Genomic DNA, 12,754 nt, shown 5'->3' with positions numbered 1-12,754 from the left:
TGCGATTGCTCAGGTGATAGCGCAACGCCATGGTCTGAATCTTGCCTTGCTTCTCCCCTCGAACGCGGCGGCCTTACAAAGGTCACCGAGAATGGGAAGTTTCGCTACAGAGCCGGCCTACAGAGCGGGCGAGAGTGAACTTTCGAGGCCTTTTAGAGGGCACAGGTCGCGATCGGAACGAGCGCGATGCACGCCAATGGTGCGTGGTGTCCAGAGGAGTCATGAGGCATGCAGGCTTTCTTGTCACCGGGGATCAAATTGCTGGGGCGGTTTGGATTCGCGCGTAAATTCCAGTTGTTGTTTCTGCTGTTCATTCTGCCGTTGGCCGGCAGCCTGTTAATGATTGGCCAGGACTACCGCAACAAGCTCAATCTGATTTCCGGCGAGCGTGCAGGCGTGCGCCAGTTGCTCAGCCTCGATGCGCTGGACAACCTGCTCGCCGCCCAGCGTGACCGCGCCGCCCGTTGGCGCGCCACCGAAACCAATCGCCAGCCGACCCCGGCGACCCTCGCCGCCATGGCGGCGTTTGACGCGGTGCAACCAGCCGTCCAGCAAGCCACCAGTGATTTGGGTAACGCGCTGAAAAATGAGGGTGCCGAAGGCGAAACCCTCGCTCGCTATCAAGCCCTGCAAACCGCGCTCGGCGGTCTGGATTCGAGAAGCCTGAGCAGCGTCGGTTGGTGGCCGGACGGTTACGACCGTTTCACCAACGCCCTCAGCGCCCTGCAAGCCTTGCGAGAGCAGATCGTCATGGACAACCGCCTGACGCTGGCGCCATGGCTGGAAACCTATCTGCTGACGCAGATCTCCACGCAGCACGCACCGGACCTGATCGAGCGTGTGGGCCGCCTCGCCGCCGTCGGTCAGGCTTCGGTGGTCTCGGGCCAATTCACTTTGCAGAGTCGTTTGCAGCTGCGCGATCTGCGTGGCCGCATCGGCGACGCCCGCGAACAGCTTGTCAAAACGGCAGGTCTGCTCGAAGCGCGTCTGCCGAGCGATCTGCAAACCTGGGCCGGTCAATACCACGACAGCCTCAAGCGTCTCGATGCCGGGCTGAAGGTGCTGGATGACGGCGTGTTCGGCGGCAGCATTACCCTCAAACCTGAAGACTTCGAACGCAGCCTCGACGCTCTGCTGAGCGATCTCGCCTCGTTGCGCCAGCAATCGCTGCTGTCGCTGGATCAGCGTCTGGACGCTTACCACGCTTCGGCGATTCGCCAGTTCATCGTGGTCGCCGCCGTGTTCGGTTGCCTGCTGCTGGCGGCGCTGTACCTGTTTGTCTGCCTGCAGGCCTCGATCCGCCGCAGCGCCAGCGGCATCACCCTGCTCGCCGAAGCGCTGCGCGACGGCAATCTCAGCCTGCAAGCGCCGGTGGTGGGCCGCGATGAGCTGGCGGCGATCAGTACCGCGCTCAACGTTGCCGTGGTGCAACTGCGCGCCAGCATGCTCGGGGTCGATCACGAAACCTCGCAACTGAGTCACGCGGTGCGCAGCCTCAACGATCACTCCAGCGGCGCGCTCAACGAGGTCGAAGCGCAGCAGTTGCAGATCAGCCAGATCGCCGCCGCTGCCACGCAACTGGCCGCCACTTCGCAAGGTGTGGCGCAGAGTTGCGAACAGGCCTCCGGCAGCGCCCAGCACACCCGACGCATCGCCGCCGACAGCAGCCGCGACAGTCAGCGCACCACGGCGAGCATTCAGCAGCTCAATCAACGCCTGAACGACACCGCAGCGGCACTGGGTCGAGTCAGCGAACAGGGGCAGCAGATTCAACTGGTGGTCGACACCATTCGCGGCGTCGCCGAGCAGACCAACCTGCTGGCGCTCAACGCTGCGATCGAGGCGGCACGCGCCGGCGAACAAGGGCGCGGGTTTGCCGTGGTCGCCGATGAAGTGCGCAGCCTGTCGCAGCGCACTCAGTCATCGACCGCGCAGATCGCCGGCACCGTCGACAGCTTGCGCGCCACGGTCAACGAAGCAGTGAGCCTGATGGAAGCCGCATGCGGCCAGGCGCAATCGGATGCCGAAGCTGTAACCGGTCTCGGTGAACGCCTCGGCGAAATCGCCAGCGCGGTGCAGAGTGTCACTGACACCCTGGCGCAAATCGCCACCGCTGTTGAGGAACAGGCGAGCACCGCCGATGAGGTCAGCGGCAATATCCAGCAGGTCGATCAGGCGGCGATGCGATTGCTTGAAGGTGCGCGGGCGGTGAACCTGGCGGCGGACACCTTGAGCCAGGGCAGCCATGCGTTGAGCGCCAATACCGCGAGATTCCAGCTGCGTTGACGCCCTGCCCGGCCCCGATTTCCGGGGTTGGAGGATAAGCGGTTGAAAATAAGAAGAAATATTTTAAATTTACGCTTGACGCTTTTCCATTTCAGGGGAATAATGCGCGCCACTTGGCTACATAGCTCAGTTGGTTAGAGCATAGCATTCATAATGCTGGGGTCCGGGGTTCAAGTCCCTGTGTAGCCACCAAGTACTAAAAACGGCTTACCGAAAGGTAGGCCGTTTTTTTATGCCTCGAAAAAACATCATCTGTGGTGAGGGGATTTATTTCCTCGCCACAATGCCAGGACTGCCCTATTCAGACTGCTCTGCCGACAGGGCCATCAGCCCCTTCGCCCAGATTTGCCGAGTGCGCAACCCGACCATCGCCCGCCAGTCAGGATCCGCCGGATAAAACTGCTCCAGCAGTTTCAACTTGATCGCCCGCCCCGTCGCATCCAGCGGATCGCCATGCAGATGCAGCCAGTGATCATCGCGCAAATAACGGTGCACGTCGGGCCCCGGATACGTTCCGCATTCGATCACGAATGGCATCAATTGCACGCCCGGCAACGCATTGAGCAATGCCTGTGAGGTGTAGCCGGTAGCCGTCGCTGCGACTCCGGTTTCGCTCAATGCTTCGGCGCCGGTGTGCAAGGTGTACAACCATGGGCCGTAGATCGACTGTGCTTGCGCCAACGCCGGGTAAGGCGCCTGGGTGATGGTCAGCAACATCGGATGGCCGTATCCGCCGGCGCCGGTGTGCAGGTCGAAACACATCACGGTTTCCGCACCGGTCAGATGCGCATCGATGATCTGGTGCAAGGTGCGATTCGACCAGCTCGGCGCGCGGCCGCCATAGAACAGTCCATCGGGATGGCTATGCTGACCGCCCTCGACAATCGACATCACCGCCGGCCAGCCGTGCTCGGCAATCTGCGCGTCGAGCAAGGCATCGGCCCGCGCGCGCTCCGGGCCGTGCAAATCGGTGCAGGCGTAGATCTCGTGCAGCGTGGCGTAGGCGCGGTTGTCCGGTAGCGGGGCGGTGAAATCCAGGTGATTGCGGTTGAGGTCGATATTGTCTTCGTTGACCCGCCGCAGCCACGCCGTACCCCACGGGTTGATCAGGTGAATCATCACTACCGCGACATCGTTGGGCGGCGAGCCGGGCACGAAGGTCTTCAGCCAGTCGATCTGGCAATCCGAGCCGTAATAGCCCTCGACTCCGTGAGTGCCGCTGAGTGTGACCAGCCGGCGCTTTGCCTGTGGATCACCGAGCACAGCGACATCAGTGCTCAGCGGTTCGCCGAAAGGGCCGCAACGCGGATGGGCGTAGGAGGTGAGCGTGGCTCCGGCAGTTTGGGCGGCGGTCAGAAACTGTTCGCGTTGATCGCGGTAACTGGACTCGGTGGGAAACTCGCTGTGCATGTCGGCCTCTTGTGATTTCTATGGCTTGACCTATGTAGGAGTGAGCCTGCTCGCGATAGCGGTGGGTCAGTCAACATTGATGTTGAATGTGATGACGCTATCGCGAGCAGGCTCACTCCTACAGGGGGATGTTTGCGGTCGTTCGATTGAGGTTGACCCTAGCGAATATCCGCCCGGAAAAGAAAGGCAAAAATGCCCACCGGTTTGCGTCGCGACCGAGCGGTCGATAAAGTCCGTCAGACCTTTCACCCCACGGACGGAGAGCCCCACGTGTTTCCAGCCCTGCCCCTGAGCCGCTTTCGCCTGCCTGCCCTGACACTGATCATCAGCGCCCTGACCCTCGCCGCGTGCAACGCCCCGCCCTCCTCGACCTTGCCGCTGGCGCCGGAAGCCGCTTCCGGTTACCGCACCGATCTGCAGACCCGCCACGCCAGTAAACACATGGCCGCTGCCGCCAATCCGCTTGCCGCCGAGGCCGGGCGCGAGATGCTGCGCAAAGGTGGTTCGGCGATTGATGCGGCGATTGCCATGCAGGCAGTGCTGACCCTGGTCGAGCCGCAATCCTCCGGGATCGGTGGCGGTGCGATGATCGTGTTGTGGGACGGCAAACAGGTGCGCACCTATGACGGGCGCGAAACCGCGCCGGCCGGCGCGACCGAGAAGCTGTTCCTGCAGGCCGACGGCAAACCGATGCCGTTCCCGCAGGCGCAGATCGGTGGGCGCTCGGTGGGCACTCCGGGCGTGTTGCGTGCGCTGGAAATGGCACACAAACAACACGGGCGGCTGCCGTGGGCCACGCTGTTTGAGCCGGCGATCAAACTCGCCGAGCAGGGCTTTGCGATTTCGCCGCGCCTGCATTCGCTGCTGGAATCCGACCCGGTGATCCGCAAGTCACCAGACATGGCTGCCTACTTCCTCAACCGCGACGGCAGCGTCAAAGCCGTCGGCACGCGTCTGCAGAATCCGGCATTGGCCGCCGTATTCAAGCGCATCGCCAACGAAGGTCCTGACGCATTGTACAAAGGCCCGATTGCCGAAGAGATCGTCGCCAAGGTGCAGGGCCACGCCAATCCCGGCAGCCTGTCGCTGAATGATCTGCAAGGCTACAAGGCCAAAGAGCGCGCGCCGCTGTGCACCGATTACAAACGCTGGCAGGTCTGCGGCATGCCGCCACCGTCGTCGGGCGGGATCGCCGTGGCGCAGATTCTCGGCACTTTGCAGGCGCTGGAAACCCGCGATCCGCGCCTGTCGCTGACGCCGCTCAAACCAGTGAAAACCAACAAACCGGCCGGTATCGAACCCGATCCAAAAGCCGTGCACCTGATCGCCGAAGCCGAACGCCTGGCCTACGCCGACCGCGCGCAATACGTGGCCGATACCGACTTCGTCCCGGTGCCGGTCAAAGGCCTGGTCGACCCGGGTTACCTCGCCAGCCGCGCCAGCCTGATCGGCGAGCGCAGCATGGGCAGCGCCCAACCGGGCACACCGCCGGGCGTACAAGTGGCCTACGCCCCGGATCGCTCGCCGCTGCGCATCTCCACCTCGCAAGTCGTGGCGGTAGATGACCTCGGTGGCGCGGTGTCGATGACCACCACCATCGAAGCGGCGTTCGGCTCGCACCTGATGGTTCAGGGCTTTCTGCTGAACAACCAGATGACCGACTTCTCGTTCATCCCCGAAGAGAACGGGCAGAAAGTCGCCAACCGCGTCGAACCCGGCAAACGCCCACGCTCGTCGATGGCGCCGACGCTGATCTTCGATCGCAACAGCGGCGAATTCCTCGCCAGCGTCGGCTCGCCGGGCGGTTCGCAGATCATCGAATACGTGGCCAAGACCACCGTCGGCCTGCTCGACTGGAACCTCGACCCGCAAAGCGCCATCAGCCTGCCCAACTTCGGCAGCCGCAACGGCCCGACCGAACTGGAACAAGGCCAGTTCAGCCCGGCGTTGATTCAGGCGCTGAAGGACAAGGGACATGTTGTGAATGAAATCGACATGACCAGCGGCACGCAGGCGATCGTGCGGGTCAAGGATGCACAGGGTAAAGCCTCGCTGGAAGGTGGCGCGGATCCGCGGCGTGAAGGGGAAGCGTTGGGGGATTGAGGCCACGCAGGGAAAACAAAAGGCTTACCGCGAGGTAGGCCTTTTTTGTTGCCGATAGGCTCTATTCATCTATTCCCCGTCGCCTTTTCCTACCCCGAAAATCAGATGCCATGGCTAGAGTAAGTAACCGTTCAGCAAACAATACTATCGGGATCTGCTGGCATTTATGACCACACAAATGTTCGAACCGTATGTCCATCAAACGCCAACAGTCTTGCATCAGTCCCATAGCGGGACTAGGATCGCGTCATGAGAATTATTGCTGTCAGTCAGCTGAAAAACTTTTGGGAACGGTATCCCGAGTCAGAGCAATCGCTGTTGGCGTGGATTGATGAAGCAAGAAAAGCAAGCTGGTCAACTCCGTCGGACATCAAGGCGCATTTCGCTTCTGCGAGCATTCTGAAAAGCCGCAGAGTGGTGTTCAACATCAAGGGCAATGACTTTCGCCTGATCGTAGCCGTGGCCTATCGCTTCGGTGCCCTGTACATAAAATTTGTCGGCACCCACAAGCAGTACGATGCAATCGACGCTGATACCGTCGAAATGGAGTAACCCATGAACATACGTCCGATTCATAGCGAAGAAGACTACCGTGCGGCGCTCAAAAACGTGTCTGCACTCTTTGACAATGAGCCAGAACCCGGGACTCCTGAGGGTGATTATTTCGACATCATGATCACCCTCATCGAAGCCTATGAAGCAAAGCAATTTCCGCTTGATTTGCCGAACCCGATCGATGCCATCAAATTCCGAATGGAACAGTCAGGTCTCTCAGCGGCAGACCTCGCACCGGCAATCGGTCGTACAAACCGCGTTTATGAGGTGTTGAACGGCAAACGGGCACTGACCTTGCCGATGATCTGGAAACTTCACGAATTGTTTGGAATTCCTGCAGAAAGCCTGATCAAGCCAATGAAGCAAATGTGATCAACTCAGCCTGGACTACGGCTCAGCGATTAGCCACCAAATGCGCCCCAAACAGCAGATAACAACCACCAGCCAAACGATCCAGCCATTGCCGCGACCGTTCGTAAACGCTCGCGATCCGGCGGCTGGCGAAGAACAGCGCGACGCTGCAATACCAGCTGAACGACAGCGTGGCCATGGTCAGCACCGCCAGCGCCAATAACAGCGGCGGTACATGGGCCGGCATCGCGGTGGCGAAGATGGTGGCGACGAACAGTGCCGATTTGGGATTGGTCATGTTGCCCAAGAAGCCTCGCCCGTAGGCCCCGAGCAAGGTTTGCTGCGACTCATCCAGCGTACCGGCGGCAATCGGCGCTTTGCGTTTGAACTGCTTGAGGCCGAGGTAGATCAGGTAGCAGCCGCCGGCGATCTTGAAGCTCAGGTACAGCGTCGGCACCGCGCTGAACAGGGTCTGAATCCCCAAGCCGCCGGCCAGCCCCCACAACACGGTTCCGCTGGCGACGCCGAGCGCCGCGACTACGCCATGACGGCGTGAGCGACTGACGGCCAGTTGGGCGATGTTGAAGAAGTTCGGCCCGGGCGTAACCACCGCGACCGTCCACAACAGCGCCAGCGACAGCAACGGGGCGAGATAACTCGAAGGGGAAAGGTCCATGGGCGGGCGCCTGATTGGTTCGACAATGCCCCACACCTTGCTACATCCGGCGCAGGTTTTCCATCAGGCGAATGTCACTGCGGCAGGGTTTTGCCGTCCACCGCATCGCCAATCGTCAGGAAATGCCCGCCGGCCACATGGTGCAGCGTGCGCAAGCCGTCGTGCCCGTCGAAATGCCAACGCCCATCGCTGAACACCCGATCATCAGCCTGAGCGGCGATGACTTCGGCGAGGAACAGGTCGTATTGCTCGTGGTTGCGCGGTTCGGGCAGCAAGCGGCATTCGAGCCAGGCCACGCAGCCTTCAAGCAACGGCGCTTCGACGGTTTCACCGGTAAAGGTTTGCAAGCCGTAAGCCTGAAACTTGTCCTGCCCCTGATTCTGCCGGATTTCCAGCCCCGAGGTATTGCCGACGGTTTGCACGATGTCAGCCTGATTGACGCACGGCACGTTGAGCACAAAAGTGCCGGAGGCTTCGAGTAACTGGCGTGTCCAGGTGGACTTGTCGAGGACGACCGCGACTTTCGGCGGTTCGAAATCCAGCGGCATCGCCCAGGCGGCCGCCATGATGTTGCGCTGGCCGTCATGGGCAGCGCTGACCAGCACGGTCGGCCCGTGATTGAGCAGACGGTAGGCTTTGTTCAAGGGCACCAGGCGGCGGTGGGAGGCGCTCATGGGGATCTGCTCCGGGGAAAAAGGAGAAGATTGTAGCGCCACCTGCAACTGTAGGAGTGAGCCTGCTCGCGATCGCAGTAGTTCAATCAACATGGAGGTTGAATGTCAGACCGATATCGCGAGCAGGCTCACTCCTACAGGGTTCAGTACAGGTCAGTTAGAGAGTTGATTGGCAAACTGCCCAACCGCATCCACCACTTTCTGCGCGCCGTCCTGGATCTCGACGATCACCGTGCCCGCCTCCGCCGCCAGCGCCAGGCCCTGCTCGGCCTGCAACTTGCCATCGGTCATCAGGGCCACGGCGTTGCGCGCCATTTCCTGATTCTGCCGCACCACGGTGACGATCTCTTCGGTCGCCTGGCTGGTGCGCGAGGCCAGTTGTCGCACTTCGTCGGCCACCACCGCAAAGCCCCGGCCCTGTTCGCCGGCACGGGCCGCCTCGATGGCCGCGTTGAGCGCCAGCAGGTTGGTCTGTTCGGCAATGCCGCTGATGGTTTTGACGATGGTACCGATCACCTGCGACTGCTCGTTCAGTGCCTCGATGCCCTCACCAGCCGCCTGCATGTGGCGCGACAGATCACGCATCACATTCACTGCCTCGGTAACCACTGTGGTGCCACGTTGCGCGGTGCTGTCGGTTTGCTGCGAAGTGCTGTAGGCAATGCTGGCCGCGTCGGCAACCGCTTGTTCGCGGTTGACCTGATCGGTAATCACCGTGGCGAACTTCACCACTTTGTACAGTTTGTTGTTGGCATCGACCACCGGGTTGTAGGACGCCTCCAGCCACACCGTACGACCATGGCTATCGACGCGCTTGAAACGGTTGGCGACAAACTCGCCGTTGTTCAGGCGACGCCAGAAATTCTGGTATTCGGCGCTGTTGTACTCCTCGGGAGTACAGAACATCCGGTGATGTTTGCCTTTGATCTGCGCCAGGCTGTAACCCATGCCATGCAGAAAGCGCTCGTTGGCATTGAGCACGTTGCCATTGAGGTCGAACTCGATCACAGCCGTCGAACGCACCAGCGCACCGATCAGGTTTTCGTGTTCGCGAGAGGCTTCGATGGTGCGGGTCAGGTCGCTGGAGAAAATCGAGAAATGCTTGATCCGCCCGTCCGAAGAGCGCACCGGCTGTACGATCGAGCGCAGCCACGCTTCTTCGCCGTTACCGCGCAGCAGGCGGACTGCGCCAGCGAAATGCTCGCCACGGGTCAGTGCGGTCTTGAAACGGTGATGAAAGTCGTCGGCCTTCACGTGCGCCGGGACGATGTCTTCTATGGCGCGCCCCACCAGATCCTGGCTCTTGTAGAGCATCTCGCCAAGGAAGTTCTGGTTGACCGACTGAATCCGGCCATCAGGTTCCAGGGTCAGCACCAGCATCTCGCTTTCCAGGCTTTCCTTCACCTGCAGCAGGCTGGAGAGTTCTTCACGAAGAGTGGCCAGCTCTTGCTTGAGGCGTTTGTTGAACATGGGAAAGTACCGATAGGCAGGTAGAAAGCGGGATGCAGCCTAACCATCGGCCTTGGAAAACTTTTCTGAAGAGCGTTTGAGACCGGTCAGTCAAAAATAATCTCAATAGGCCATTGCTCTGACTATCACCGCGCAGGCCGGTTACAAAAGCCGCCGCTCTGGCCCGGCCACTTCAGGTATTCTCCGGGAAAATTGCAACAACATGTTGCAGGTATTCGCCCGATAAGGAGTGCCGTTTTGGATTTATCGACCGCTGCCTGGATGGTGCATGACACCCGCCTGATTCTTTGCTGCCTGCTGGCGATCGCGATGATTATCGTGTTGATCAGCGCCACTAAACTGCCGCCCTTTCTCTCGATCCTGATCGGCACCTTCATTGCCGGTGTCGGTGCCGGTTTGCCGCCAGAAGACGTGGCCAAGGCGTTCAGCAAAGGCGCCGGGGCGATCCTCGGTGAGGCCGGGATCATCATTGCCCTGGGCTCGATGCTCGGCGCACTGATGGCCGAGTCCGGCGCCGCCGACCGCATCGCCTCGACCTTGCTTGGGCTGGGCAAAGGCAAGTCCCTGCCGTGGGTGATGGCGCTGGTGGCGATGGTGATCGGCCTGCCGCTGTTCTTCGAAGTGGGGCTGGTGATGATGGTGCCGATCATCTTCGTCATGGCCCGTCGTTCGGGGCAGCCACTGTTGAAAATCGCGATTCCGGCACTGGCCGGGATGACCACGTTGCATGCCTTGATGCCGCCGCATCCCGGGCCGTTGATCGCGGTCAGCGCATTGCATGCCGACCTCGGGCTGACCATGTTGCTGGGCTTCAGCATTGCGATTCCGGCGGTGATTCTGGCGGGTCCGATTTACGGCAACTGGCTGTCGAAACGCATGCACATCGATGAGCCGGCAGAGCTCGGCGCACTGTTCAGCGCCCCGCCGAAAGCGCCGCGCCAGCCGAGCTTCGGCATGTCGCTGCTGATCATTCTGTTGCCGGTGCTGCTGATGCTCGGCAGCACTCTGGCAAAAGTCGCGATGCCTGCGCAAAGCAGCGTCGCCCTGACCCTGAAGTTTCTCGGCGAACCGTTGGTGGCGCTGGGCATTGCGGTGATGGCGGCGGTGATCTGCCTCGGCTGGGCCAACGGCATGCCGCGCGAACAGGTCGGCGGCACTCTGCGCAAAAGCCTCGCGCCGATCGCCGTGTTGCTTCTGACCATCGGCGCTGGCGGCGGCTTGAAGCAGACCTTGCTGGACGCCGGGGTCAGCCAGACCATCAGCAAAGTCGCCGAAGGCGCGCACATGCCGTACCTGCTGCTGGCCTGGCTGATTGCCGTGGCACTGCGTCAGGCTACAGGTTCGGCGACAGTCGCGACCACGACGACGGCGGGGATTCTGGCGCCGATGATGGCGGGCCTCGCCGCGACGCAAAGCTCACTGGTGGCGCTGGCGATTGGCGCCGGCTCCGTGTTCTTCTGCCACGTGAACGACGCCGGCTTCTGGATGGTTCGCGAGTACTTTGGCTTGCAGCTCAAACAGACGATCTGGGTCTGGTCGATTCTGCAAACCATTGTCTCGGTGGTGGGACTGGTGGGGACGTTATTGTGGTGGCACTGGTTGACCTGATCAGCCTTCAGGAACAGGGCGCCACCGAACGGCGCCCGACACCGGGCATGCGCACACCGAAGTACGCCGCACTGACGATGCCGACCGCCCCCATCACCGCACAGAACATCACGCAGATCCACGGACTCCAAGGCATCAGACCGATCAGCAACAGCGGAGTGATGCTGGCCCACGCGGCGTAGGCAATGTTGTAGGTGAAGGAGATGCCGGACACGCGAATCCGCGCCGGAAACAATCCGACCATCACCGATGGCACCGCGCCGACCACACCGCAGGCCAGACCGGCGATGGCATACGCCAGCCCCACCCAGTTGCCGCCCATAATCAAGCAGCTATAAAGCACACCGATGCCCAAGGGCAACAGCAGGCTATACAGCATGACCGTGCGCCAGGCACCGATGCGATCGACCAGCAATCCGGCAATCACACAACCGATGTTGAGAAAGACAATGCCCAATGCACTCAGGGCGAAGGTGTGGCTGGCGGTCATGCCGAAGGTTTTCTGCATCATGGTCGGGGTGATGACCACGAACACCACCACCGCCGAGGTCAGCACACAGGTCAGCAGCATCGCCGGCAACATCGCCAGACGATGTTCGCGCAGCACCGTGCGCAACGGCAGTTCGACCCGCGCTTCACGCTGGGCTTCCATGGCCATGAACACCGGGGTTTCGCTCAACCAGCGGCGCAGGTACACACCGATCACGCCGAACACACCACCGAGCAGGAACGGATAACGCCAGGCGTAATCGAGAATTTCTGCGGGGGTGAACATCTGGGCGAGGAAGGTCGCGGTCAACGCGCCAATCAAGTAACCGAAGGTCAGCCCGGCCTGCAAAAAGCCCAGCGCATAACCGCGATGGCCGGCAGGCGCGTGTTCGGCAACGAACACCCAGGCGCTCGGCACTTCGCCGCCGACCGCCGCGCCTTGCAGGATGCGCAGCGCCAGCAACAGCAGCGGCGCGAAGTAACCGATCTGTGCATAAGTCGGCATGATCCCGATCAGCAGGCACGGCAGCGCCATCATCAGGATGCTCAGGCTGAAGACCTTTTTCCGGCCCAGGCGATCGGCGAAATGCGCCATCAGGATCCCGCCCAGCGGACGCGCCAGATAACCGGTGACGAAGATCCCGAAGCTCTGCAGCAGACGCAGCCACTCGGGCATTTCCGGCGGGAAGAACAACTGGCTGAGGGTCAGGGCGAAGAACACGAAAATGATGAAATCGTAGATCTCCAGCGCCCCGCCGAGGGCCGCAAGACCGAGGGTCTTGTAGTCGGAGCGGCTGAACGGCGCCGGTCGGGCTGTGGATTGGGCAGTCATGGCAAAGAACTCTGGCAGGCAAAAAACCAAGGCGCCCATGGTCTACGCAAATGCGCGGATGGACAACCCGTTAGACCATAGTCCCGGTTTGGCAAAACCTGCTCACAAAACAGCCTGGCTTGATTTACTGTTTAAGCCTGTCCTGCTAGGTGAGCCCCTCCGCCGGCGAGCCGGGCCGGGAACCTTGTAGGAGTGAGCCTGCTCGCGATAGCGGTATGTCTGTCACCTTTATGTTGAGAGTGCCGACGCTATCGCGAGCAGGCTCACTCCTACAGGAGATGTGTGTTTCGCCTGCTGTAT

9 protein-coding genes, 1 tRNA gene and 2 pseudogenes are annotated in these 12,754 nt (G+C 61.2%); 6 read left to right on the top strand and 6 right to left on the bottom strand.

Features of this window, described 5'->3' with window-relative positions; genetic code table 11:
- Window positions 1–228 precede the first annotated feature (228 nt).
- On the top strand, window positions 229–2,286 hold the full coding sequence (locus CKW11_RS05680) for a methyl-accepting chemotaxis protein (protein ID WP_095136803.1): 2,058 nt from the start codon (window positions 229–231) through the stop codon (window positions 2,284–2,286).
- Window positions 2,287–2,401: 115 nt separating this feature from the next.
- Window positions 2,402–2,478: transfer RNA gene (locus tag CKW11_RS05675), tRNA-Met, on the top strand.
- 105 nt (window positions 2,479–2,583) lie between these two features.
- On the opposite strand, the gene CKW11_RS05670 is transcribed toward CKW11_RS05675, so the two are convergent.
- Window positions 2,584–3,696, bottom strand: a complete 1,113-nt coding sequence (locus tag CKW11_RS05670; protein ID WP_095136802.1) for a DUF2817 domain-containing protein — start codon at window positions 3,694–3,696, stop codon at window positions 2,584–2,586.
- Window positions 3,697–3,966: 270 nt separating this feature from the next.
- Here CKW11_RS05670 and ggt point away from each other — a divergent pair, with 270 nt between their 5' ends.
- The 3 genes from ggt to CKW11_RS05655 all read left to right on the top strand — a co-directional run bounded on the left by ggt (window position 3,967) and on the right by CKW11_RS05655 (window position 6,726).
- Complete coding sequence (ggt, locus tag CKW11_RS05665; protein WP_095136801.1) at window positions 3,967–5,799, top strand: gamma-glutamyltransferase; 1,833 nt, start codon at window positions 3,967–3,969, stop codon at window positions 5,797–5,799.
- 249 nt (window positions 5,800–6,048) lie between these two features.
- Window positions 6,049–6,351 (top strand): type II toxin-antitoxin system HigB family toxin, encoded by a 303-nt coding sequence (locus CKW11_RS05660; protein WP_095136800.1) that lies wholly within the window; start codon window positions 6,049–6,051, stop codon window positions 6,349–6,351.
- 3 nt (window positions 6,352–6,354) lie between these two features.
- A complete protein-coding gene (locus tag CKW11_RS05655) occupies window positions 6,355–6,726 on the top strand; it encodes a type II toxin-antitoxin system HigA family antitoxin (RefSeq protein WP_095136799.1) in 372 nt (123 codons plus the stop codon).
- A 22-nt stretch (window positions 6,727–6,748) separates the two neighbouring features.
- Here CKW11_RS05655 and CKW11_RS05650 read toward each other — a convergent pair whose 3' ends face one another.
- The 4 genes and pseudogenes from CKW11_RS05650 to CKW11_RS29015 all read right to left on the bottom strand — a co-directional run.
- Window positions 6,749–7,381 carry a LysE family translocator gene (locus CKW11_RS05650; RefSeq protein ID WP_095136798.1) on the bottom strand — a complete coding sequence of 211 codons (633 nt, stop codon included), beginning with the start codon at window positions 7,379–7,381 and terminating at the stop codon, window positions 6,749–6,751.
- 74 nt (window positions 7,382–7,455) lie between these two features.
- Window positions 7,456–8,055 carry a flavin reductase family protein gene (locus tag CKW11_RS05645; protein WP_095136797.1) on the bottom strand — a complete coding sequence of 200 codons (600 nt, stop codon included), beginning with the start codon at window positions 8,053–8,055 and terminating at the stop codon, window positions 7,456–7,458.
- Between the two features lie 153 nt (window positions 8,056–8,208).
- Window positions 8,209–8,646, bottom strand: a pseudogene (locus CKW11_RS29020) (methyl-accepting chemotaxis protein); the annotation flags it as partial.
- A 150-nt stretch (window positions 8,647–8,796) separates the two neighbouring features.
- A pseudogene (locus CKW11_RS29015) lies at window positions 8,797–9,435 on the bottom strand (PAS domain-containing protein); the annotation flags it as partial.
- A gap of 327 nt (window positions 9,436–9,762) precedes the next feature.
- Here CKW11_RS29015 and CKW11_RS05635 point away from each other — a divergent pair.
- Window positions 9,763–11,133, top strand: a complete 1,371-nt coding sequence (locus CKW11_RS05635) for a gluconate:H+ symporter (RefSeq protein ID WP_095136795.1) — start codon at window positions 9,763–9,765, stop codon at window positions 11,131–11,133.
- A gap of 7 nt (window positions 11,134–11,140) precedes the next feature.
- Here CKW11_RS05635 and CKW11_RS05630 read toward each other — a convergent pair whose 3' ends face one another.
- Window positions 11,141–12,454, bottom strand: a complete 1,314-nt coding sequence (locus CKW11_RS05630; protein ID WP_095136794.1) for an MFS transporter — start codon at window positions 12,452–12,454, stop codon at window positions 11,141–11,143.
- Window positions 12,455–12,754: the final 300 nt, after the last annotated feature.

This window comes from Pseudomonas sp. Irchel s3a10, assembly GCF_900187525.1.
GTDB classification, from domain to species: Bacteria; Pseudomonadota; Gammaproteobacteria; order Pseudomonadales; family Pseudomonadaceae; genus Aquipseudomonas; species Aquipseudomonas koreensis_G.
This window is presented reverse-complemented; position numbering and strand designations above follow the sequence as displayed.